Source organism: Chryseobacterium paridis (assembly GCF_016595215.1).
GTDB lineage: Bacteria > Bacteroidota > Bacteroidia > Flavobacteriales > Weeksellaceae > Chryseobacterium > Chryseobacterium paridis.
Window position 1 is genome coordinate 766,799 of sequence record NZ_JAENHK010000001.1, and the last position, 23,280, is coordinate 790,078.

Sequence of the window (23,280 nt, forward strand, 5' to 3'; positions counted from 1 at the left end):
ATTAAAAGAGAAGTAAATAATACTTCTCTTTTGGTTTTTATAAATTTGTAATCCTTAATATAAATTAATTTATATCAAAAGAAGGGCTTACGCTAGTAGTTTTTCCTTGATAGCTTGTTGAACCATCCTCATTACAAGTATCACTAGTCCATGTTACAGTTGTAGATTGTCCAGCACTTGGGACACCTTGTGCTACAGCTGAACCTCCACCAGTTGAGGTTACAGGTCCATTGCCTCCAATTACCACTTTTAACTTTTCGTTTTCAAGTTCAAAATTTTCAAGTTTTTCAAAATTTGACATTAATTTTTAATTTTTTAATTTTTCCTACTCATTAGCTTTTCGGATTCCGCTGTTTCAAAAATAAAAATAATTTTTGATTTTGAATGAATTTTTTGTAAAATTTGAAACGTATTATAATTATATATTAATGAAAAAGCGTAAAATGTTGTAAATGATTTTTTTTTGTTGAATATGATTTATAAAATTCTTATTTTCGTGAAAACATTGGCTTCTATGAAAACTTACGCATGTTTATTTTTATTGTTTTCTGTATTATATTCATCCCAAATACAGCGTTTTACATACGAATATCAATATATTACAGATTCTACAAATCGTGCCGATGTGAAAAAGGAATTAATGTTATTGGATATTGAAGAGAAAGGTTCTAAATATTATAGTTATGATGTTTTTGTAACAGATTCTATTCTGAATTCAGAATTTGTAAAACAAGGGGATAAAGGAAATCCTATAGCATTTATAAAACCAGGCAATTATAAAGGGGCAATTAGAAGCAAGGTCACAAAAGAATATCCTGATTATAAAACTTATTTACACACAAATTTGAGTTTTGACTTTTATAAAGTGGAGGAAGATCAAAAACCTATCTGGAAAATACATCCGGAAAAAATAAAAATCGGAAATTATTCCAGTCAAAAAGCAACCACAAAATATCTTGGAAGAGAATGGACAGCATGGTTTTCCACCGACTTACCTTTTCAGGATGGACCATATAAATTCTATGGTTTACCTGGTTTAATTGTAAAACTAGAAGATAAGAAACAAAGCCATATAATGACTTTGATTGCTAATAGAACAGTTAAAGAAGTTTCAGATGAAATGGTTTTTAATAAAATAAAGAATGAAATTTCTGTAAATAATATTCAATTTAATAAACTCTGGAAAGAATATGTTAATGATCCCAATAAGATAACAAGGCAAAAAATAGCAAGTTCTGAACATGATGCTCAAGGGAATTCTACATTCAATTTTGTGGATGCATCTGGACACAAATTAGATGCAAATGAAGAGATGAGAAAAAATAAAGAACGTTTTAAAGAAGCTTTAAAAAAGAATAACAATCGACTAGATTTTGATTTGTATAAATATTAATTCAATATCTTTATCGGGTAGCCTTCGTTTTTATAAATTGATTTGTTTTTGAAATTGCAGAATAGTAAAATCGCTTTTCCACGATTGAGGATTCGATTTAGTATTATAATTTTCGCAGTTAGGTGGTAATTCATTATCTTTTATCTAAATGCCTTGCATTTTTACAAATTAACGATTCCGCAATTTGGCAATTTTACGAATCTGCGATTTCGCCTTTTCACCCATTTGCCATTCCTCCCTTTCCCCAATATTAACTCCGCTTAACAATTTTCTAATCTCATTTTAATCTCTTTAATGACATTTTAATTCCATTCCAAAGATCCTCTAATTTGGTCGCTATAGTTTTGTAATATCAAAATCAGATACACATCAACTAAATCTAATAAGATATGATCAAAACAATTTTAATTGCTACAGATTACTCTCTTGAGTCATTAAATATATTAAAAAAAGTACTTAAAGAGAAAGATGGAAAACAGGAAGAAACACAATACAATATATTATTCGTATCAGGATATGATATGGGGGATTCTATAAGAGATCTTTTGTTCACTACTAAAAGCGCAATATTCAATAAAATAAGACCTCTCGAATTTTGTGATGCGTTCAGTATTGTAAAAAATAAATATCCGCATCTGATCAATAAGATGACATGCGATGTTTTTACGGGAAGTTTTCAAAGAACTTTTAATAATTATGTGACAGTAGAAAATATTGACGAAGCTTATTTTTCTCCATCTATTAAAAGCAAAGGTAAAGGGAAATTCGACATCATTCCATATATCAGGAAGTGTAAAAGTCTTGAATCTCATGAAATTACTCTTGAGATTTCTGAAAGACTTCCTGAAAGAGGAAGACTTGCTGAGATTTTTGTCGAGGTCTAAAAAAAACACACACAAACTTTAAAATTAAAAAAATGTTAAGAAATTATAGTAACAGCAGGACATTGGGAGACAATATTAGACTGGGGACGCTGACTGCTTTTACAGCAGGAACTATAAATATAGCATCTCTCTTAATATTTCTTTCTTTTACCTCAAACGTAACAGGGCACTATGCTATTTTTGCGGCTGAGATCAGTAAAGGAAACTGGACTCAGGTTGCAGTAGTAGGTGGATGGATTTTTCTTTTCTTCTTTGGAAGTTTCGTAGCCAACTTCTTTGTCATCAATTTCAATAAAAAAAGTAAATATTTTGCCCATGCAATGCCAATTATATTGGAGATCATGTGTTTACTATTTGTAGGGATTTACGGACAGTTTTTTTACAAAAGAACAGTTGAAGAAACAGAGTATCTGGTGGCTTTAATGCTGTTTGCAACAGGACTACAGAATGGACTGACGGCAAGTATTTCCAACTTTTCCGTAAAAACAACTCACCTTACAGGTACAACTACCGACTTGGGGATTTTGGTATCTATGTTTACCCATAAGAAATACAGAAGAAACCCAGAGTTGATCGCAAGAGCGAAATTGCTGTCAAGTATTATGGTAGCCTATGTCTTAGGGGCAGTATTTTCGGGACTAACATATTATTATCTGGAATTCAGAGTGTTTTATGTAATCAGCGTCTGTCTTTTAGTGGTAATTGGATATGATTTTTATACCATCAATATCAGACACTTCAATACCCGATACAGGTATAATAAGATCTACAAAAAGCCAAGCTTTTTAGCTAAGATGTATGATAAGATCCATGGGAAGCCTAAAACGAAAGAAAAAAGAACACTTGTATTTGATGATTAAAATACAAGAATAAATAAAGAAACTATCAGTATTAATTTTGTGTAAACAAGCTGTGAATCAATCCTCTATTTGTGTCGTACAATTAGGGGATTGTATTTTTAAAAAAGTCAGAAAATAAAGAGAATTTTGAATAAACAATAAAAGGCAGAATTTTTGCATGTTGATAATTTAATTTTAATTCACGATTTATTGTTTTTATTCCCATTTTCATTGACTATTTTTGTAAGTTGATTTAACGTTTTTATGTCAGATATTATTCAGCTTTTACCGGATCATGTAGCCAACCAAATTGCGGCAGGAGAAGTGGTGCAGAGACCTGCGTCCATTGTGAAAGAACTATTGGAGAATGCTATCGATGCAGATGCTTCTAAAATTGAACTGATCGTAAGAGATGCCGGGAAGAATCTGATACAGGTTGTTGATGACGGAAAAGGAATGTCTGAGACAGATGCAAGAATGGCTTTTGAAAGACATGCAACTTCTAAAATCAGAGGGACAGAAGATATTTTTAAAATCGCAACAAAGGGTTTTCGTGGAGAAGCATTAGCTTCTATAGCCGCTGTTTCTCAGGTAGAATTAAGAACGAAACAAAAAGAAACCAATATCGGCACCAATATTTATATTGAAGGGGGTGTTTTCCAATTTCAGGATCCCGTTCAAACTTCTGAAGGGTCTAATTTTCTTGTAAAAAACCTTTTCTTTAACGTGCCTGCAAGAAGGAAATTCCTTAAAAACAATAATATTGAATTCAGACATGTTATCGATGAATTCCAACGGGTTGCTTTAGCTCATGAAAATTTAGAATTTTCTTTGTTTCATGATGATGAACCTGTTTTTAAATTAAGGAAAGGAAGCCAGATGCAGCGTATAGTAGATATTTTCGGAAGAAAGTTGCAACCACAGCTTATTCCGATCAAAGAAGATATCATCTGGTGTAAGCTTCATGGTTTTGTTGCAAAACCGGAGGGGGCTAAGAAAACAAGAGGAGAACAGTTTATTTTTGTGAATGGAAGATTCTTTAAGAGTCCATATTTTAATAAAGCGGTTCAGGAAGCATTTGAAGGATTGCTTCTACCAGGATATATTCCTACGTTTTTCCTTTTTCTTGAACTTGATCCTGAAAAAATAGATGTTAATATTCATCCACAAAAGACAGAAGTGAAGTTTGAGGATGAGCATCTTATTTTTGCGCTTATCCGCTCTACAATAAAAAGATCTTTGGGAATTTATAATGTTGCACCAAGTCTTGATTTTGAAAGAGATCCCCAGTTGGATGACCTTATGCAGAAAACTTTTTCCAGTAAGGGGAGTAGTGGAGGAGTCATAAAGATGCCGGAAATTGTTGTTGATAAAGATTACAATCCATTTTTGGAAGAAAGAGGAGTAAAGCAGGCAGAAATTCAAAATTTGGCTGAAATGTATCACCAGAATATCTCTGCGGAACCTTCAAAAATCAATTTGTTTGAAGATGAAGATTTTGACGAAGATTTGATGAGGCTTCCGAATGGATATTGGCTTTTCAATAAAGGAGATCGGACATTGATGCTGGATCTGGGAAGAATGCACAGGCTTTTCGTTTCAGAAAATAATAAGCCTACTAAAAAAGGAGCAACCAATAGTCATGCTCTTCTTTTCTCTTTGGAATATCACATGAATGAAATTGAGAAAAATAAATATAAATCAATTAAAAAATATCTTCCGGAGTTGGGATTCGATATGAAGATTGCTCATGAAAGTGTTTTAAGAATAGATGCTGTTCCTGAAGGATTAAAAGAAACTCAGGTAATGAAGTTTCTTGAAGATTTGTTTGATATCCTGGACTATAAAACAGAAGAAGAGTTTACGCAATATTATCAAAATCAGTGGACCAAGATGCAATCTAAGTCGAGGTTTGATTTTATTTATAAAAAAGATGCTGAGCAATTAATTAAGGACTTTACGGCATTAGGCTTTCCTGAGTTTTTACCGAACGGGAAAAGATGCTATTATGAAGTTCCGTTCAATGACTTTAAAAACAAATTTTAAAAATGTTTAACAGTATACCACCGATCACAAGAAATATAATTATAATAAATGTTATTGTATTTATTGTATCATTTTTTATATTTCCTCAACTATATAATACGCTTTCTGCGTATTATCCTTTTTCCCCAAACTTTAGGTCCTGGCAGATTATCACTCACATGTTTATGCATGGAGGTTATATGCATATTTTGTTTAATATGTTAACATTATGGAGTTTTGGACCTATATTAGAGCAGTCGCTGGGTGAGAAAAAATATTTGATTCTTTATTTTGTAAGTGGATTAGGGGCGTTTTTCTTATTTAATCTCTGGAATTTTATTGAAATCCAGCAAATTACTTCTGGTTTGGAGAGTTTAGGATTAAATGCTGCAGAAATTTATAAGAAGTCAGCAATAGGATATACAGGAGATATGAATATCAGTGCAACAACAGCTGAAGGAAAAGAACTTTCGCAAAATCTTTATAATGCACTTAGAACTCCTATGGTTGGAGCTTCAGGTGCTATCTTTGGTGTTATCGCTGCTTTTGCTACACTATACCCTGATGCAAAAATCGGGATCATGTTTATTCCGGTTCCTGTTAAGGTAAAATATTTATTGCCTATACTTCTTGTGATTTCCATTTATTTAGGAGTATCAGGAAATGTAGGTGGAATTGCTCACTTTGCACACGTGGGAGGTGCTCTTGTAGGATTTTTATTGGCAATGATCTGGAAGAAACATCTTTATAGATTCCGTTAAAATAACCCTGTGAAAGTAGTTCGTCTTATATTTTTAATTGCACATTTGGGAATACTGTTTCTTCTATTAGGAACATTAATGAATGCATACGTTCCCCCAAAAGTATATCCATGGTTTAACCTGCTCTCTTTAGGGTTTCCGGTTTTAATTATTGCCTATATTGTATTAACAATTTTCTGGATATTCTTATGGAAGAAAAGAGCTGTAGCATTTATTTTACTAGGGCTACTTTTTTTGAACCCTATTAAAAGATGGGTAAATTTTTCCTCTGATAAAAAAGCGGGTTCTGATTTAAAAATTGTTTCATTTAATGCTAAGGGCGGAACTTTAGGATACGAAAATATTGAAAGATATATAAATACTCAGGATGCTGATATTGTGTTGTTACAAGAACATGGTAATATGAAAGGGTATCATTTAAAAGGGTTCAATGAAGGAAAAGGAGATGATATTATTTCAGTTTTTTCAAAATATAAAATTGTTGACCAAAAAGAATTGATCGAGAGTAACTCTGAAACAAATAATGCTTACGCCAATCAAACTGATATTGAAATAAAAGGGAGTATTTATCGCTTTATCAATGTCTATCTTCAACCGTTCAAGTTTGAAAAGAATATGGTAAAACTTAAAGGAAACAGTGATGAAGATGAACAAAAAGTGAAAGACGTTGTTAAAAGATTGATCCCTACTTTTAAAATGCATCAGGAACAGGTAGCATCCATAAGAAAAGGAATAGATGACTCTCCTTATCCTGTTATACTGGTTGGAGATTTCAATTCAGTGCCGAATTCTTACGAGTATTATCATTTAGGAAAAGGGCTAAAAGATGCCTTTGTAGAATCAGGAAGAGGAAGTGCAACAAGTTTCCATGATTACAAATTCCCAATAAGAATAGACTATGTTTTTACATCAGACTCTATACTGCCCTTAAGCTATGAAGTAGACCGTTCTGTCAGGATTTCAGATCATTATCCTGTCATTGCTACTTTTAAATTAAAAAAATAATATTCATAAAATAAGTTAAATGTTTTCCTATTGGTAGGATTTTTGATGAAAGAAAGACTAGACCGTTTTTTTCATGAAGCCGAACCAGATATTGTTGTTTTTGCATATTGCAATTATCGTATTATTACTGTGCACCTTAGGGAATGCATGGATTCCACCGAACTTTATCAGCGGCTTAAATCTTCTTTCACTCGGCTTTCCGTATTTTATATTACTGCATATTTTACTGACTTTGGTATGGATCATAAAAAGAAATAAAATTGCAATTGTTTTTATTCTAAGTACTTTTATTTTCTATAACCCGATTAGACGATGGGTGAACTTTTCTCCTAAAACTGAAAATTACAAATCAATACGGGATGTTAAAATATTGACATTCAATGTTAAGTATGGTGAGTTTGGTTGGGATAAAGTAAAAAAATACATCCAGGATCAGAATGCTGATATCATTTTGGTTCAGGAAAAGGATACAAACAGAGCAATAAGAAAGGATATGATAAAATATCCGGTGGTCATATTAAAGACAAAGCACAAAATTCTCAGACAGGCAGAATTAATAGAAGATAAATCCAGAGGAAATTCATTTTATGCTGATATTGATATCAATGGAAAGATCATCAGAATTGTCAATGTATATCTGGAGCCTTTCCGTTTGAATAAATCTATGTTTGACTTAGGAAAAGGATCGAACAAACTGCATCTTCTTTTGTCTCATATGACTCCTACTTTCAGAGCGCACGAAGAGCAAATCAAGAAAATAAGAAAAGCAATCGATTTCTCTCCATATCCTGTAATATTGGCAGGAGATTTCAATTCTGTACCTAATTCCTATGAGTATTATAATTTAGGTAAAAACCTGGATGATGCTTTTTTAACCGTAGGAAATGGAGTTTCTACTAGTTTTCATGATTATAAAGTCCCTTTGAGACTAGATTATATTTTTACTTCAAAAGATATCAGACCGATAAGCTATAAAATAGATCAATCTGTAAAATTATCTGATCACTATCCGGTAATTGCGGAATTTCTGTTAAATTAGTTCCATGAAAAATTTATTTTTTGTAGCTGCAATTTTTTCTATCCTATTTACTTCATGTTCCAAAAAAGAACCCGCTCATGCAGAGGAAGATATGGATATGAAAGTACATTATGATACTATTGCTATTGATTCTTTCTCAAATGGAGCAACATCTGTCGATATCGTACGTCAGATCAGGATGTCTTCTCAAAAATACCAGGATTCCTTAAAAGAAGCAATAAAAATTCAGAAGGAAGAAAAACGTATTAAAGAGGAGCTGGAGAAAGAGAATAAGAAAAAGCAGGAAGAGGAAAAAAAGAAAAAAGAAAAGGAGGATAAAGAAAAAACAGAAGCACCAAAAACCTCTCCTTAAAAATAAAAACGTTATGATATTTTTTATAAATTTGGATACATTCTTAAAAAATTCAATATGAAAAAACAAATTGTAACAGCACTTATGGTTGCAGGAGTAGTAATTTCTTGCACTAAGTCAACAACAAAAACAGAGACGGTTGAGAATCCAGATGGATCAGTAACTACAACCAGTACTACTGTAACGCAAAGCCCTTCTGAAATAGTAGATTCTTCTAAGATTAATAAGGCAAAAGAAGATGTAAAAGCTAAAGTTGATGCTGCCGGGGATAAAATAGATAATGCTGCAGATAAGACGAAAGCAGATCTGAAAGAAGCCGGAAAAGATATCAAGGCTGGAGCCAAAGAAATCGGTAAAGATGTAAAAGACGCTGCAGCAAAAGGAGCCGGCAAAGTAGAAGAAGGGGCTAAAAAATTAAAAGAAGATTTGAAGAAATAAAATAAGAACCGCAGTTTACAACTGCGGTTTTTTTATGTGTTAGTTTTTGTTGAGTTCCAATAATGGATCTATGTATTCTCTGTCGTTACTTAATCTTGGAACCTTGTTTTGTCCACCAAGTTTTCCTTTAGACTCCAGCCAGCAATAAAATAAATTGGGCTTAGCAATATGGACGATAGGTTTCTTCAGTGTGATGTTGTTGTATCTTTTGGCTTCGTAATCAGAATTTACAGCCTTGAGACTTTCATCAAAAGCATTGACAAAGCAGTCTAAATCGTCTGGATTTTTACTGAATTCAAATATCCACTCATGAGCACCACTTTCATTTTCTTTCATGAAAACAGGGGCTCCTGTAAAGTCTGTAATGGCAGCTCCGGTTTGTTCACAGGCTTTTGTAAGAGCAAGCTCTACATTCGTGATCATTAATTCCTCTCCGAAAGCATTTATATAGTGTTTTGTTCTTCCTGAAATCTTTACTCTGAACGGATTAACGGAAGTAAATACGACTGTATCACCAATAAGGTATCTCCATAGTCCACCATTGGTAGTAATAACCATGGCATAGTTTTTCCCAACTTCTACATCTTCAAGGCTTATTACCGGAGGATTGGAAAAGTTAAACTGATCCATGGGAATAAATTCATAGAAAATCCCATAATCCAGCATAAGAAGCATTTCATCACTATTGGATCTATCCTGGATTCCAAAAAAGCCTTCAGAAGCATTGTAAATTTCGTAGTAATTGATATTTTTCCCGATGATCTGGTTGTATTGTTCCCGATAGGGTTTAAAGCTTATTCCGCCATGAAAAAAGACCTCTAAATTAGGCCATAACTCAGATATATTTTGGACATCCGTTTCTTTTAAAACCCTTTGCAGTAAAACCAGCATCCAGCTTGGAACACCTAAGAGACTTCCAACATCTTCATTCTTAACTTCAGATATAATGGCTCTCAATTTACTTTCCCACTCAGACATAAGGGATACCTTTTTGCTGGGTGTTGTTGTAATCTCTACCCAGAAAGGAAGGTTATCGATAAGGATCGCTGAAAGGTCCCCAAATTTTGTATTGAAATCAGCATAAAGTTCAGAGCTTCCTCCTAGCCTTAAGTTTTTATTGGTGAAAAGTTGATTTTCAGGATGATTATTCGCATAGATAGATACCATATCTTTTCCCGCTTTCATATGGCAATACTCGAGGCTTTCAGCGGAGATAGGGATAAACTTGCTTTTCGCATTTGTTGTTCCTGAGGATTTAGCGAAATGCTTAATATAACCAGGCCAGCTTACATCTTTATAGCCCTGTCTTGCTCTTTCAATATAAGGTTCAAAATCTTCGTAAGTAACAACGGGAACTTTATTCTTGAAATCCTGATAACTCGAAATTGAATTGAAGCCATACTTTTTACCATACTCCGTATCTTCTGCATGAAACAACTGAGAGAATAATATACCTTTCTGTGTCTCAATAGGATGGTTCATGAAGTTCTGGATCTGATCTATCCTTTGACGGATAAACCAATTCACCACAGTATTGAAAAGTGCTTTCGTTGCCATTCCAACAAATATAATGATATTTGAATTTTTAGAGAATTTTTTATGGCTTAAAATAAAAAACCGTTACAAATATTGTAACGGTTGATTATCTGAATATATTGTTTTTCTAGCAATATTCGTCGTAAGCAGCCTGAAGGTTTGCAGCAATTGCTCCTGCAGGATTTCCTTCAATGTGATGTCTTTCTAACATATGAACCAATTCTCCGTCTTTGAAAAGAGCTACACATGGTGAGCTTGGAGGGAATGGTGCTAAATGTTTTCTAGCTTCTGAAACTGCTTCAGTATCAAAACCAGCAAAAACTGTTGTTAAGTGATCAGGTTTCTTATCTCCTGTTAAAGAATAAACAACTCCTGGTCTTGCAGCTCCTGCAGCACATCCACATACTGAGTTGATTACTAATAAGGTTGTTCCTGATTGTTTTAATGCTTCTTCTACCTGAGATGTTGTTGTCAAGTCTTCGAAGCCTTTATCTGTAAGTTCAGCCTTCATAGGCATTACTAAATCTGATGGATACATTTTTTGTTTTTTTAAATCCTTACAAAGGTAAAAAATTATTTAGGTTTCATCAACTTATAAAAACTATTGATGCATTAGGAAATGTGGATGAAACAGAAATGTTACACAGTGTTAATGCTTTAGTAATATTAGAAAAAATATGAATAAAACACATGTATAATGAATATTTTTTATTAAATTTGAAATGATTCTAAAAACAACCAACCATGAAAAAGCATTTTTTACGTCATTCCCTCGACTTAAAAGATGCATTTAGTTAAGTCTGTCATTTACAGACACTCAAGCATCTTATGCATAAAGCGAAGCCCGAAATTAATTTCGGGCTTCGTTAATCAAATCGATATGCAAAGGTTGAATATCCTTTTTAAAAGCTTTCAAGATCTTGATCACGGGCTTAAAGTTTAATTGTATATGTACATCTTAAACCACGAAACACGCATCGCGTATCTTTTTATGAAAGCAGCTTCTTAGCCATTTCGGAAATACTTTTTCCGTCTGATTTTCCAGCTAGTGCTTTTGAAGCTAATCCCATTACCTTTCCTAAATCTTTTATAGATTCAGCTCCGGTTTGTGAGATAATATTTTTAATTTCTGTTTCCAGCTCTTCAGAAGTAAGCTGTTGAGGTAAAAATTTCTCAATTACTTTCATCTGAGAATCTTCTACTTCAGCTAAATCTGTTCTTCCCTGAGCAGTAAACTGTTCGTAAGAATCCTTACGCTGTTTAATCATTCTTTGCAGAATGGCAATTTCCTGTTCTGCCGAAACTTCTGCTCCTTTAGCTTCTGTTTTTAAAAGCTGAATTTGGGATTTTACAGCACGAAGGGAATCCAAAGCAACTTTGTCTTTTGCTCTCATTGCCGTTTTTATAGCTTCTGTAATTATATTTTCTAAGCTCATTTTTTTTAATTTAACAATGTATCAATGTAACGGTTTACCAATAATTGTTTAAAGGAAGATTGTTACATTGGTACATTTCTACATTGTTATATTATTTAGTCTACGTCCTTATTTAAAAATCTGTTTTCTCTCACTTGCATAGAACCATTATTGTCAGATAAATAGGTATTTATATTCTGATCTGAGGCATTGGTTCCGTCAATTGAAATATTCTTTCTTTTAAAGGCAGGAATAGATTCGAATTCATTTACATTATCAAAACTTTGATAACGGGAGTTGAATTCTTTTAATTTATTTCTTCTTTCTACTACTCTTTCCTGATCCATTGTTTTGTTCACAAAGGTGAACTCACTTTCTGCTGGCTTTGGAGTTTCAATTTCCGTTTTATTCTCAACAATTGGTTTATTTTCAGTTGCTGGAACTTCTTTTGTAGGTGTAAAGAAACTTTCAATTTTCTGAGCAGGTTCTTCTGTTATTTGACTAACGGCAGTTGCAGAAGGGTTGAACTCTGCTTTAGGCTGTCCATAATCTGCTTTAGGCTCATTGATCGGTTCATTCACAAAGAAGCTGAATTCAACAGGTTTCTCTTCTGAAAAAGACTGAACGGAAGAATTTTTAGTTGATTCTTCTTTTCTTTCTTCTGTTTCGAATGAGAAAGATTGGATCTCCAGGTCATTCGGGTCATGATCTTCGTCAAAAGAAAACAGGTTGTATGCATCCTGCTCTTCTTCCTCGTTTCTCCAATCCTGAATTGGGCTGTCTATCGTATCTTCCTCTCTATGAGAGAATTTTATTTCTGTTTTAACCTCTTCTTGCTCAATAATCATTTTTTTTTCAGTAGATGTATTGAATTGAGGAGCATCCTGGTCTTCATCATCTAGCTTGAAAAGGTTTTTTCCACCAAAAGTATAGCCTTGCTCTGGAGCAACTTCTCTTTCTTCTCTGGTTTTAAATGGAGAGGTTTTGAAAGAATCTAATTTATCATTTAAGCCGATTCTGATCTTTTCAGTAGGGCCAGCAAATTTTTTATCGTCATTTGAAAAACCTGTAGCAATAACAAGAACACTTACTGCATCACCCAATTCCTCATCAGCTCCAACTCCAAAAATGATATCAGCGGTATGTCCTGCTTCTTTTTGAATATGATCCATGATGATACCGATCTCATCCATAGTAACTTCTTCAGCACCACTTCTGATCAATAACAATACATTTTTAGCTCCTGTAATTTTATTGTCGTTCAATAACGGAGAGTCAAGCGCTTTTCTTACGGCTTCTTCCGCTTTGTTTTCTCCGGAAGCTGTACCGGTTGACATAAGAGCAGTACCGGAGTTCTGAAGTACAGATTTAGCATCTCTAAAGTCAATATTCACATCGAAATAACCGGTAATAACCTCTGCCATACCTTTTGCAGCATTGGTCAACACTTCATCGGCCTTTGAGAAACCTTGTTTGAAACCAAGGTTACCAAACTGCTGTCTTAGTTTATCGTTATTGATGACAATTAGAGAGTCAACATTGTTTCTTAATTTATCAAGACCATTTTCAGCTTGCTCCAATCTTCTTTTACCTTCGAAGCTAAATGGAACCGTAACAATACCTACCGTCAAAATTCCTAGGTCTTTAGCTACTTTAGCAATAACGGGAGCTGCACCTGTTCCGGTTCCACCACCCATCCCTGCGGTAATGAATACCATTTTGGTATTTTGTCCCATCGCAGCCTTGATTTCTTCGATACTTTCAATAGCTGATTTTTCTCCTACTTCAGGATCTGCACCAGCTCCAAGTCCTTCAGTAATGGTAGTACCTAACTGAACTTTATTAGAGACGGGGTTATTATCTAAAGTCTGAGCATCCGTATTACAGATCACGAAATCAACACCGTGAATCCCTTTCTCGTACATGTGTTTAAGGGCGTTGTTTCCACCGCCACCAACACCAATTACTTTGATGATTGATGAATTTCCTTTTGGCAAATCAAATGAAAACCCTTGTGTACCTATATTTTCCATAACTTATATTTTTTAAAATTGACTCATGATAAGTGATAAGGAATAATCATATATCGCTTATCATTCATCATTTTATAATTTATTCTACTTCTTCAAAGAATTTTTTTACTTTTTCCATTAGCGACTGACCAAAAGTTAATCTTGCCGCCTTTTTGTGCTCTTGCTGTTCTCTTACAACTTCCTGTTCCTGAACCGGAGTGATCTGTTGGTTCACTGTATTGGTTTCAACAGAACTTGTTGTAGCTTCTGGTTGTTTTTCCTGAACGAGTTCTTCCTCCTCGATGATCACCTGCTTTTTATCTCTGATCTTCAAACTTTCCATTAGCAACCCGATAGATGTTGCAAATTCAGGGCCTTTTAGGTATTGGTTCTTGTCATTGGCAATATATTCATTGGCAAAACCGATTCTGCTGTCAAAACCTGTAGTGTAATTTGCCAACTGACGTAAATGTTTAAGATTAGAACCACCTCCTGTAAGAACAATTCCTGCAATCAGCTTTTTCTTTTGCTCAAAAGCACCATATGCTTTAAGTTCAGTATTGACCATTTCCAGAATTTCTTCTACTCTCGCATTGATGATCTGTGCTAAAGTTTTAAGTGAAATTTCTTTATCTGGTCTGCCATGAAGTCCTGGAATTGTAACAAATGTGCTGTCTTTTTCCAGTTCCGGAACTGCAGAACCGAATTTTACTTTCAATTGCTCTGCATGTTTCTCGATAATTGAACAACCTTCTTTGATATCTTCTGTAATGATTCCTCCACCATAAGGGATAACACATGTATGTCGGATGATATTATCTTTAAAAATAGCGATATCCGTAGTACCACCACCTATATCTACAATAGCGACACCTGCTTCTTTTTCTTCTTTTGTAAGAACAGCTTCAGAAGATGCCAAAGGTTCCAATGTAAGTGCCTCCATCTCTAATCCTGCCTCTCTTACGCACCTTGCAATGTTTCTGATACTGCCCATTTGGCCAACCACCACATGGAAATTAGCCTCTAAACGTTTTCCGTGCATACCGACAGGTTCCTGTATTTCACCTTCGGAGTCCACTTTATATTCCTGAGGAAGGACATGAATAATTTCTTCACCAGGAAGCATAACCAGCTTCTTGACCTGGTCTTTCAATGCTTCGATGTCGTCATCTGTAATAAACTTGTCCGGATGCTCACGCATAATATAATCGGAGTGTTGCAGTGAACGGATATGTTTTCCTGCAATACCAACCGTGACTTTGCGGATAGGAACTCCCGCACTTGATTGTGCTTCGGACACGGCCGCCTTGATTGAATTAATGGTTTGTGAAATATTATTCACAATACCTTTATGAACCCCAAGACTTTTGGCCTTTCCTACACCGAGAACTTCTATTTTCCCGTGTGCATTCCTCCTTCCGACAATCGCGACTATCTTTGTTGTCCCGATGTCCAGACCTACTGAATACTCTTGATTTTCCATTTGTTTATATCGATTTGATTTTTTATTCTATTTTAACTTTTCCTTTAGGCTTTGTTGTTGCCTTTTTCTCAGATGTCTTTTTTGTTTCCTTTGGCTTGGTTTTCGTTTTTGGTTTTGTGCTTTCCTTCGGTTTAGAAGAATTGCTTTGTTTTTTTATCTCCGTTGGTTTTACTTTGGTTTCTGTTCTCTTTGCAACTACCATTGTCGGAGCTTTTGCTAATTCCTTACGTCCGGCATTTAAAATACTATCATTCTCTTTAAAATAAGGATTTAAAGTGGTCACAATCTGATTCTGATATTTCACAGAGATCATATTGTATTTCTGAGGATCCTGATACACAAGATATTTTTCAACAAATGCTTTAAAGCCTTTAACCTTAAATTCGATATTATCTAAATCTCCAATTTCTACTTTATAATTTCCCTCACTTGTCAGAAGGTTATAATCATCTTTATCTTTTGAAATCCCGATGAAGTATTTCTTGCTGAAATCATCTTTGTCAATTTTCCCAACCAGCTCTGCCAGTTTTTCATATTCATCCGGTTTCACATTTCCTGTAACAAGCATACAAGGGTGTGAATATGTTTTTGAAATGGGAAATTCAACCCCTTTCTCATCTACATAAAAATCTCTTCCATCTTTATTTAATCTGAAAACCGGAACTCTTTGTTTGATGTCCAGATTAAGTTTTCCATTTAAGTTTAAATAAACATTAGCACTATCTACTGCAGGAAGAGCATTGATCTTTTTTTCTAAAGCTGGAATATTCAGATCACCCACTTTTCCGGAAGGATTTTCTTTTTTTACGATCTCTCTGATATCTTTTTCATCAACAAAATAAACAGGAGTCTTTTCACTTAATTTTACAGAAATCTTATTATCCGTAATCTTCTGGCCACTGAATTTCTTCAAAGAGAAACTCAGCAGAACCCCAAGGAGGATTACTGTGATAGCAATTTTTAATATTCTGTATTTATTTTTCATATTTTATTGTATTCATGTATTAAAGTAAAATGTATTCATGATGATCATGAGGTACATTAGTTATATACACTACTACTATTTATCATTTAAACTTAACCATTCACAAATCGGATCGTACAAGGTGTCTATATTTCCTGCACCTACGGTAAGCAGAATATCAAAATCTTTTTCTTTTATTTTTTCAAAAGCTTCTGCCAATGTTGATCCTTCTTTTTTATCTAATGTTACTTTTTCCAACAGCCATTTTGATGTAATCCCAGCAAAATTTTCCTGTAGTTCTCTTGCAGGATAAATATCCAGTAAGATCAATTCATCAGCATTGCTTAAGCTTTCAGCAAATCCATCGGCAAAGTCTCTTGTTCTGCTGAACAAATGGGGCTGGAATACGACTAATAACTTTTTATCTGGGTAGAAAGCTTTGATGGATCCAACCACAGCATTGATCTCTGTAGGGTGGTGGGCATAATCATCAATATACCTTTTACCGTTTTTATAAATATGCTTTGTATACCTTCTCTTGATACCTTTGAAATTGGCAATGGCTTTTTTCAATGTTTCAAAATCTACTCCTAAATTGTGAAGAATAGCTAAAGCAACTGTTGCATTTTCTACATTATGGATTCCCGGAATTTCCCAGACAAAATCTTTTATCGTTTCAGTCGGAGTATGAAAATCGAAATAGATCTTATCATAATCCATACGAAGATTGTCGGAATAATAATCTGCTTTTTCATTTACAGCATAGGTTTTATGATCTCTTCCGATCTCAATGCCTTTTCTAACAAAAAGCTTTTTATCTTCAGGAACTAATGCTGCAAATTGGCGGAATCCTTCTTCTATATGGCTTTTATCTCCATAAATATCCAAATGATCTGCATCTGTAGAAGTTATTACTGCCCAATCCGGAGAAAGGTTTAAAAAACTTCTGTCATATTCATCAGCCTCAACCACCGAATATTCCGAACCATTGTATAGGAAATTGGATTTAAAGTTTTCAGAGATCCCTCCTAAAAAGCATGAAAATGGTAAATCGGCTTCTTTGCATAGATGAGATACCAAAGTTGAGGTTGTGGTTTTACCATGAGTTCCTGCTACTGCGATACAATTTGTATTTTCAGTAATTAACCCCAGAACTTTTGCACGCTTTAAAACTTTAAAATCATTTTGATTAAAATAATCTAAAATTCCCAATATTTTGATGGCTGGCGTATAAATTATCAGTGTATTCTCTTTTTGAAGAGAGGTCACTTTTTCATCGATCAAATCTTCAAAAACAATATCAATTCCCTCGCTTATCAATTGTTGAGTAAGTTTGGTATTGGTTTTATCATAACCTAAAACTTTTTTACCTGAGGCATTAAAATAACGAGCCAGGGCACTCATGCCGATGCCTCCGATTCCCACGAAGTAAAAAGTCTGATATGTTTCTAATAATTTCATCTTCTATTTTAATTATTGATAATTGAAAATCTTTTCTTTATCAAGCCCATAAGCATCTCCCTGATACAAAAAGAACTCCATTACTGCATCTTCTAAAGTTTCATTCGTAAATCCGTTGGTTATCCAGAAATAGTATTTGAAACCAATTGAATTTTGAGTGGGCAGATATTCTGCCTTTATCATTGCAAGCTTATTAATTTCAGCTAATAAACTATCAATCTTATCCTGGCTTACTCCTTTATTTAAAAGGATATTTACATTAAGATTGATAAACTTTTTACCTGAGTCCACATCCATAAATAGGGTGGCTTTGTCTTTATTTCCTATTTTAATAAAAGTCTCCTCCTGTTCCAGTATTTCATACCCTTTACTTTTCAGGAAAGCACCTACTGCCGCAATTTTAAAGTCAGCAGGCTTTATAAGTGTCTGTGCTGTTACCCAATGGGTAAAGAAGCAAAAGAGCAATACTGTTAGTAATTTAGTTTTCATACTTTTTGGTGTTGGTTATTGTAGTTTTATAAAAATTTCATCCACAATTTCCTTGGCTGCATTTGGTTTAGCAAAATATTCTAAACTTTCAGACATTTCTTTTCTCAGGGCTTCGTTGTCACAAATCTCCATAAGCGTGTTCCAGAACTTTTCCTGCATTTCAGAATCCTTTACCATTCGTGCTGCATTCTTTTCAACAAGGTTCAATGCATTTTTTGTCTGGTGATCCTCTGCCGCAAACGGAAATGGAATCAATAAAACAGGTTTTTGTGCTACAGCCAGTTCTGAAATAGCAATAGCTCCTGCTCTTGAAACAATGATATCTGCCGCAGAATAAGCCTTTTCCATATCTTTTATAAATTCAAGAATCTGGATATTGGAACTTGTTTTGTCTTTTGTTTCTTCAATAATATCTTTATAATCAAGCTTTCCGGTTTGCCAGATGAGCTGATAATCTTTATTTACAATTTCATCAAAATGTGATCTCCATGCATTATTTAGAGTCCTGGAGCCTAAAGATCCTCCTACAGAAAGGATCGTCAGCTTTTTGTTGTCTAACCCCATCTTTTCCTTTGCCTGAGAAGTCTCTTCCATTCCTGAAATAATATTTTCACGGATAGGATTGCCTAGAAATTTGATCTTTTCAGTAGGGAAGCCTTCTACTTTTGGGTAGGCTGTAAAAACAGCTTTTGCTTTTTTACTTAAAATTTTATTCGTTACTCCGGCATGTGCATTTTGCTCCTGAATGAAAATGGGAACTCCCAGTTTGCTGGCTTCATAAAGAGCCGGTCCACTTGCAAAACCCCCTGTTCCGATTGCGAAATCAGGAGCGAACCGCTTAATGATCTTTTTGGATCTGGATAAGCTTTTTAAAATTTTGAAAGGCAATCCCAAATTGGATAGCATGTTGCCACGGTCGATTCCGGCAATATCAATTCCTTCAATATTGTAACCAGCCTGAGGAACTTTTTCCATTTCCATTTTACCGTTGGCACCAATAAACAAGAATTCTGTATCCGGAAACCTTTTTCTGATTTCATCTGCAATAGCGATAGCCGGGAAGATATGTCCTCCTGTTCCACCTCCAGATAATAGTACTTTTAGTTTCTTGTTCATCTTTTTTAATTTTGAAATTGCTTTTTCATTCCGCTTCGGGTAATGACCTAAGCGATATCATTTATTTCAGCAATACTCTGTTTTTTGCCCATTCCTTCTTCATCATAAATCTGTATCCTTGAGCTTATATTTAAAATAATTCCTAACTGCAAATAAGTAACCAGCATGGATGTTCCTCCATAACTAATTAATGGCAAAGGCTGTCCTGTTACCGGGATCAGATTGATGGCTACGGCAATATTTACCGATAGCTGAATGAAGATCATCACACCAAGACTGAGGACGAGTAAGGACCCAAAAAATGCGGGCATTTTACTGGCAATCATCACGATCCTGATGACCATAATCAAATACATACTGATCAAAAATGCGGCTCCAATCACACCATATTCCTCAACAATTACAGCAAATATAAAGTCGGAAGCAGACTGTGGAAGCATTTGCTTTAAAGCACTTTTTCCTGGCCCCATTCCTGTAATTCCTCCATGCACAATGGCTGCTTTAGCCTGCATAACCTGATAGTTTTTGGCTTTTACACTTTCATCATCTACATCAGCTGATTTTGCTTTACTGGATGTAAATGTTTCTACACGGCTCATCCATGTGTGAACACGGTTTCCACCGATTAAGTTGGTGTTTAAAGCGATCAGTAAAAACAGCACAATAGCTACAAAGGATGCAGAAATAAAGCCTGCAATATATTTCCAGTGAAGCTGTCCAATCACCAATACAATAACAGATACCATTAATATCATTAGGGCAGTGGATCCGTTATCTTTTGCTACTAATACGAAAACCAGAAGGATCGGTCCGAAGATGTACATAATGTTCTCTATCGGAAGTCTTTCTCTCGTTATTTTTTTTGTTAAATACCTGCACAAATAAATAATCAGCATAAGGAAAGCAAATGATGAGGGCTGAAAAGAGATCGGAGTTCCCGGGATTTTTAACCATCTTGAAGCACTTGCCCCATCAATGGTTTGTCCTGTGAACATGGTAACAACCAATAAAATAATCATCAATCCCAGCAAGATGCTGCTGAGTTTTCCTATGTATTCATATTTTACGGTTCCTACCAATCTCATGATTCCTAATCCTAATACCACAAAGAACATATGTTTGATAACGTGACCCGTGGTGGTTCCGTTATTTACGATATATTCCAAATTTGAACTTGCTGAATAAACAGGGAAAATAGAGAAAATAGAGATCACAAGAATGACCATCCAAAGTACTTTATCTCCCTTTAGAAATTCAAATCTGCTTTCTTCTGTGTCCTGTTCGTTCATACGTTATGTATTCATGTATTGATGTAAAATGTATTCATGTATTTTGACCGTTGAGATCATTAATACTTTGGTACATTTTGCATGGATACAATTATTTTAATACTTGTTCTTTAAATTGTCTTCCTCTGTCTTCATAGCTTTTGAAGAGATCAAAACTTGCACAGCAAGGAGATAGTAAAACTGTATCTCCGTTTTTGGCAATTGATTTTGATACTTTTACGGCTTCTTCCATGCTTGAAGTGTCATATATAAACTCTTTTTTGTCTTTAAAGAAGTTGATAATTTTTTGATTATCAATTCCTAAGCAAACAATCGCTTTTACTTTTCTTTTTACAAGATCTTCAATCTCTCTGTAATCATTTCCTTTATCCTGTCCGCCAACGATCCAAACGGTTGGTGTTTTCATGCTTTCTAATGCATAATAGGTCGCATTCACATTCGTTGCTTTGCTATCGTTGATGTATTTTACTCCATCAATTTCAGAAACAAATTCCAATCTGTGTTCTACTGCCTGAAATGTCATTAATGAATTTCTAATACTTTCATTGTTGACATTCAATATTTTACTTGCGATTGAAGCAGCCAGGCTATTCGCGACGTTATGATTTCCTAATAAAGAAAGTTCATCAATTTTCATTGAGAACGCATCCTTTAATTTTACCACAATACTGTCGTTATCTATAAACCCTCCCTCAGACAATTTTTCTTTTGTTGAAAAAGGGATCATTTTTGCTTTTATTTCCAGTTTCTCAAGAATATTCTTACTCATCTCATCATCTTTATTGTAGATGAAGAAATTGTCGTTTTCCTGATTTTCAGCTATTCTGAATTTTGCCAGGGCATATTCTTCATAATTATAATTGTACTGATCCAGATGATCCTGAGATAAGTTCAATAACAGAGAAATATAAGGTCTGAAATTCTGAATATCATCCAGTTGGAAAGAGCTTACCTCCAATACATAATATTCATGGTTTTCATCTGCAACCTGCTTGGCAAAGCTGTATCCTATGTTTCCTCCTAAACCTACTTTCAATCCATCATTTTTCAGGATGTAGTAGATCAATGAAGTGGTTGTTGTTTTTCCGTTGCTTCCAGTGATCGCAATGATTTTAGCATTGGTAAACTCTGATGCAAATTCTATCTCAGATGAAAGTCGGATTCCTTTCAGATGTATTTTATAAATAATATCTGCTTTTTTGGGAATTCCAGGGCTTTTTACGATCCAGTCTGCATTTAAAATTCTTTCTTCATCGTGATTTCCTTCTTCGAACTCAATGTTGTTTTCAGTAAGAAACTGCTTATAGTTATCTTTAATAGCTCCCTTGTCTGAAAGAAATACTTCCAAACCTTTCTTTTTAGCCAAATAAGCAGCGCCACAGCCACTTTCTCCACCTCCTAAAACAACTATTTTCATATTCTTTTTTGTATTTATGTATTAAAGTACATTGTATTCATTTATTTTAAAATCATTGTACGTTAATACATTTTACTTTTTACAAAGTTTTATCTCATTTTTAATGTGATCAGACATACTATAGCCAACATTACACCGATGATAATCATTCTGTTAACGATTTTGCTTTCGTGGAAACCGTCTTTTTGATAATGGTGATGTAATGGAGACATTTTAAATAATCTATTATTTTGGGCATATTCCAACCCATATTTTCTTTTTCTGTATTTGAAAACAACAACCTGTAGCATAACAGACATGTTTTCTATTAAAAAGATTCCACATAAAACAGGAATCATTAATTCTTTTCTTAAAATAATGGCCAACACTGCAATTACTCCACCTAACATTAAGCTTCCGGTGTCACCCATGAAAACCTGTGCAGGGTAAGTATTGTACCAGAAGAAACCAATTACTGCACCGACCATGGCGACGACAAAAATGGTGGTTTCACCCATATTGGGGAGGAACATAATGTTGAGGTAATCCGCAAAAATGATGTTCCCGGAAACGTAGGTGAAAAACGCCAGTGCTAACAGTATGACAGTACTAGTCCCTGCAGCGAGTCCGTCAATTCCATCTGTAATATTAGCTCCATTGGAAACTGCCGTTACAATGAAAATAACAATCGGAATGAAAACGATCCATGCCCATTCATGAGCATCTTTATCATTCATCCAGAATAGCATTCCACTATAATCAAATTCATTATTCTTGGCAAAGGGAACGGTTGAAACAGTGATTTTTTCGGTAGGCATAAAATTCTGCTCTACATTGTTTCTGTTCACCACTTTTGCATCTGCATATTTTCTCTTTACGGTAATGTCTGGATGGAAATACATTGTAACTCCGACAATTAGCCCTAAACCAACCTGGCCTACAATTTTAAATTTGCCACTTAATCCGTCTTTATTTTTCTTAACTTTCTTTAAATAATCATCTACAAATCCGATGGCTCCCATCCATAAAACAGAAATTGTCAAAAGGACAATGTATACATTGGTTATTCTGGTTAAAAGCAATACGGGAATCAGGGTCGCAAGGATGATAATAAGACCTCCCATGGTAGGAGTTCCTTCTTTTTGCTTTTGCCCGTCAAGTCCCAAATCACGAACCAATTCGCCCATCTGTTTAGCTCTTAGGTAGTTAATGATCCTTTTTCCGTAAATAAGAGCAATTGTTAAGGACAACAGAACTGCCATTCCGGCACGAAATGAAATGTATTTTAACATTCCAAGTCCCGGGATGTGAATTCCGTGGTTCGTTAAGTATTCGTATAGATAGTATAGCATAATTTCTTATTGTTAATAAATGATAAGTGGT

22 protein-coding genes are annotated in these 23,280 nt (G+C 34.5%); 9 read left to right on the plus strand and 13 right to left on the minus strand.

The genetic code is table 11. The features are described from left to right. Positions 1–64: 64 nt before the first annotated feature. On the minus strand, positions 65–301 hold the full coding sequence (locus tag JHL15_RS03585; protein WP_200242880.1) for a hypothetical protein: 237 nt from the start codon (positions 299–301) through the stop codon (positions 65–67). 213 nt (positions 302–514) lie between these two features. On the opposite strand from JHL15_RS03585, the gene JHL15_RS03590 reads away from it, so the two are divergent. From JHL15_RS03590 to JHL15_RS03630, 9 genes are all read left to right on the plus strand, one after another. Then, a complete protein-coding gene (locus JHL15_RS03590) occupies positions 515–1,393 on the plus strand; it encodes a GLPGLI family protein (protein WP_200242881.1) in 879 nt (292 codons plus the stop codon). Positions 1,394–1,782: 389 nt separating this feature from the next. Further along, positions 1,783–2,277: a hypothetical protein gene (locus JHL15_RS03595; protein ID WP_200242882.1), complete on the plus strand. Its 495-nt coding sequence runs from the start codon at positions 1,783–1,785 to the stop codon at positions 2,275–2,277. A 32-nt stretch (positions 2,278–2,309) separates the two neighbouring features. Beyond that, complete coding sequence (locus JHL15_RS03600) at positions 2,310–3,137, plus strand: YoaK family protein (RefSeq protein WP_200242883.1); 828 nt, start codon at positions 2,310–2,312, stop codon at positions 3,135–3,137. Between the two features lie 243 nt (positions 3,138–3,380). Further along, positions 3,381–5,162, plus strand: coding sequence for a DNA mismatch repair endonuclease MutL (gene mutL / locus JHL15_RS03605; protein ID WP_200242885.1), 1,782 nt, complete (start codon positions 3,381–3,383; stop codon positions 5,160–5,162). 2 nt (positions 5,163–5,164) lie between these two features. Continuing rightward, the gene (locus tag JHL15_RS03610) at positions 5,165–5,902 is read left to right on the plus strand and encodes a rhomboid family intramembrane serine protease (protein WP_200242887.1); all 738 of its coding nucleotides are present in this window, start codon (positions 5,165–5,167) and stop codon (positions 5,900–5,902) included. 9 nt (positions 5,903–5,911) lie between these two features. Continuing rightward, a complete protein-coding gene (locus JHL15_RS03615; protein ID WP_200242896.1) occupies positions 5,912–6,907 on the plus strand; it encodes an endonuclease/exonuclease/phosphatase family protein in 996 nt (331 codons plus the stop codon). A 73-nt stretch (positions 6,908–6,980) separates the two neighbouring features. Next, positions 6,981–7,946, plus strand: a complete 966-nt coding sequence (locus tag JHL15_RS03620; protein WP_200242899.1) for an endonuclease/exonuclease/phosphatase family protein — start codon at positions 6,981–6,983, stop codon at positions 7,944–7,946. 4 nt (positions 7,947–7,950) lie between these two features. Further along, complete coding sequence (locus JHL15_RS03625) at positions 7,951–8,298, plus strand: hypothetical protein (RefSeq protein WP_200242901.1); 348 nt, start codon at positions 7,951–7,953, stop codon at positions 8,296–8,298. Between the two features lie 57 nt (positions 8,299–8,355). Further along, positions 8,356–8,736 (plus strand): hypothetical protein, encoded by a 381-nt coding sequence (locus JHL15_RS03630; protein ID WP_200242903.1) that lies wholly within the window; start codon positions 8,356–8,358, stop codon positions 8,734–8,736. Positions 8,737–8,775: 39 nt separating this feature from the next. On the opposite strand, the gene JHL15_RS03635 is transcribed toward JHL15_RS03630, so the two are convergent. The 12 genes from JHL15_RS03635 to mraY all read right to left on the minus strand — a co-directional run bounded on the left by JHL15_RS03635 (position 8,776) and on the right by mraY (position 23,249). Further along, complete coding sequence (locus JHL15_RS03635) at positions 8,776–10,293, minus strand: GH3 auxin-responsive promoter family protein (RefSeq protein WP_200242906.1); 1,518 nt, start codon at positions 10,291–10,293, stop codon at positions 8,776–8,778. A gap of 106 nt (positions 10,294–10,399) precedes the next feature. After that, complete coding sequence (locus JHL15_RS03640) at positions 10,400–10,810, minus strand: BrxA/BrxB family bacilliredoxin (RefSeq protein WP_200242909.1); 411 nt, start codon at positions 10,808–10,810, stop codon at positions 10,400–10,402. A 451-nt stretch (positions 10,811–11,261) separates the two neighbouring features. Next, positions 11,262–11,708 carry a GatB/YqeY domain-containing protein gene (locus JHL15_RS03645; protein WP_200242912.1) on the minus strand — a complete coding sequence of 149 codons (447 nt, stop codon included), beginning with the start codon at positions 11,706–11,708 and terminating at the stop codon, positions 11,262–11,264. A gap of 95 nt (positions 11,709–11,803) precedes the next feature. After that, on the minus strand, positions 11,804–13,720 hold the full coding sequence (ftsZ, locus tag JHL15_RS03650; RefSeq protein ID WP_200242923.1) for a cell division protein FtsZ: 1,917 nt from the start codon (positions 13,718–13,720) through the stop codon (positions 11,804–11,806). Between the two features lie 79 nt (positions 13,721–13,799). Further along, positions 13,800–15,182, minus strand: a complete 1,383-nt coding sequence (ftsA, locus tag JHL15_RS03655) for a cell division protein FtsA (RefSeq protein WP_200242924.1) — start codon at positions 15,180–15,182, stop codon at positions 13,800–13,802. Positions 15,183–15,204: 22 nt separating this feature from the next. Beyond that, a complete protein-coding gene (locus JHL15_RS03660) occupies positions 15,205–16,167 on the minus strand; it encodes a cell division protein FtsQ/DivIB (RefSeq protein ID WP_200242926.1) in 963 nt (320 codons plus the stop codon). A gap of 75 nt (positions 16,168–16,242) precedes the next feature. Further along, positions 16,243–17,607: a UDP-N-acetylmuramate--L-alanine ligase gene (murC, locus tag JHL15_RS03665; protein WP_200242928.1), complete on the minus strand. Its 1,365-nt coding sequence runs from the start codon at positions 17,605–17,607 to the stop codon at positions 16,243–16,245. 12 nt (positions 17,608–17,619) lie between these two features. Continuing rightward, entirely contained in the window at positions 17,620–18,096 is a 477-nt protein-coding gene (locus tag JHL15_RS03670) for a hypothetical protein (protein ID WP_200242931.1), read from the minus strand. A 15-nt stretch (positions 18,097–18,111) separates the two neighbouring features. After that, positions 18,112–19,212, minus strand: coding sequence for an undecaprenyldiphospho-muramoylpentapeptide beta-N-acetylglucosaminyltransferase (murG, locus tag JHL15_RS03675; protein WP_200242935.1), 1,101 nt, complete (start codon positions 19,210–19,212; stop codon positions 18,112–18,114). A 47-nt stretch (positions 19,213–19,259) separates the two neighbouring features. Beyond that, positions 19,260–20,501, minus strand: a complete 1,242-nt coding sequence (locus JHL15_RS03680) for an FtsW/RodA/SpoVE family cell cycle protein (protein ID WP_200242938.1) — start codon at positions 20,499–20,501, stop codon at positions 19,260–19,262. A 91-nt stretch (positions 20,502–20,592) separates the two neighbouring features. Then, positions 20,593–21,918 (minus strand): UDP-N-acetylmuramoyl-L-alanine--D-glutamate ligase, encoded by a 1,326-nt coding sequence (gene murD, locus JHL15_RS03685; protein ID WP_200242941.1) that lies wholly within the window; start codon positions 21,916–21,918, stop codon positions 20,593–20,595. An 89-nt stretch (positions 21,919–22,007) separates the two neighbouring features. Continuing rightward, positions 22,008–23,249 carry a phospho-N-acetylmuramoyl-pentapeptide-transferase gene (gene mraY, locus JHL15_RS03690; protein WP_200242944.1) on the minus strand — a complete coding sequence of 414 codons (1,242 nt, stop codon included), beginning with the start codon at positions 23,247–23,249 and terminating at the stop codon, positions 22,008–22,010. Positions 23,250–23,280: the final 31 nt, after the last annotated feature.

What these genes read in the sequence shown, in the direction of transcription:
- JHL15_RS03585 (WP_200242880.1), bottom strand. Translation starts at nt 301, where the DNA reads ATGTCAAATTTTGAAAAACTTGAAAATTTTGAACTTGAAAACGAAAAG.
- JHL15_RS03590 (WP_200242881.1), top strand. Translation starts at nt 515, where the DNA reads ATGAAAACTTACGCATGTTTATTTTTATTGTTTTCTGTATTATATTCA.
- JHL15_RS03595 (WP_200242882.1), top strand. Translation starts at nt 1,783, where the DNA reads ATGATCAAAACAATTTTAATTGCTACAGATTACTCTCTTGAGTCATTA.
- JHL15_RS03600 (WP_200242883.1), top strand. Translation starts at nt 2,310, where the DNA reads ATGTTAAGAAATTATAGTAACAGCAGGACATTGGGAGACAATATTAGA.
- mutL (WP_200242885.1), top strand. Translation starts at nt 3,381, where the DNA reads ATGTCAGATATTATTCAGCTTTTACCGGATCATGTAGCCAACCAAATT.
- JHL15_RS03610 (WP_200242887.1), top strand. Translation starts at nt 5,165, where the DNA reads ATGTTTAACAGTATACCACCGATCACAAGAAATATAATTATAATAAAT.
- JHL15_RS03620 (WP_200242899.1), top strand. Translation starts at nt 6,981, where the DNA reads ATGAAGCCGAACCAGATATTGTTGTTTTTGCATATTGCAATTATCGTA.
- JHL15_RS03625 (WP_200242901.1), top strand. Translation starts at nt 7,951, where the DNA reads ATGAAAAATTTATTTTTTGTAGCTGCAATTTTTTCTATCCTATTTACT.
- JHL15_RS03630 (WP_200242903.1), top strand. Translation starts at nt 8,356, where the DNA reads ATGAAAAAACAAATTGTAACAGCACTTATGGTTGCAGGAGTAGTAATT.
- JHL15_RS03635 (WP_200242906.1), bottom strand. Translation starts at nt 10,293, where the DNA reads ATGGCAACGAAAGCACTTTTCAATACTGTGGTGAATTGGTTTATCCGT.
- JHL15_RS03640 (WP_200242909.1), bottom strand. Translation starts at nt 10,810, where the DNA reads ATGTATCCATCAGATTTAGTAATGCCTATGAAGGCTGAACTTACAGAT.
- JHL15_RS03645 (WP_200242912.1), bottom strand. Translation starts at nt 11,708, where the DNA reads ATGAGCTTAGAAAATATAATTACAGAAGCTATAAAAACGGCAATGAGA.
- ftsZ (WP_200242923.1), bottom strand. Translation starts at nt 13,720, where the DNA reads ATGGAAAATATAGGTACACAAGGGTTTTCATTTGATTTGCCAAAAGGA.
- ftsA (WP_200242924.1), bottom strand. Translation starts at nt 15,182, where the DNA reads ATGGAAAATCAAGAGTATTCAGTAGGTCTGGACATCGGGACAACAAAG.
- JHL15_RS03660 (WP_200242926.1), bottom strand. Translation starts at nt 16,167, where the DNA reads ATGAAAAATAAATACAGAATATTAAAAATTGCTATCACAGTAATCCTC.
- murC (WP_200242928.1), bottom strand. Translation starts at nt 17,607, where the DNA reads ATGAAATTATTAGAAACATATCAGACTTTTTACTTCGTGGGAATCGGA.
- JHL15_RS03670 (WP_200242931.1), bottom strand. Translation starts at nt 18,096, where the DNA reads ATGAAAACTAAATTACTAACAGTATTGCTCTTTTGCTTCTTTACCCAT.
- murG (WP_200242935.1), bottom strand. Translation starts at nt 19,212, where the DNA reads ATGAACAAGAAACTAAAAGTACTATTATCTGGAGGTGGAACAGGAGGA.
- JHL15_RS03680 (WP_200242938.1), bottom strand. Translation starts at nt 20,501, where the DNA reads ATGAACGAACAGGACACAGAAGAAAGCAGATTTGAATTTCTAAAGGGA.
- murD (WP_200242941.1), bottom strand. Translation starts at nt 21,918, where the DNA reads ATGAAAATAGTTGTTTTAGGAGGTGGAGAAAGTGGCTGTGGCGCTGCT.
- mraY (WP_200242944.1), bottom strand. Translation starts at nt 23,249, where the DNA reads ATGCTATACTATCTATACGAATACTTAACGAACCACGGAATTCACATC.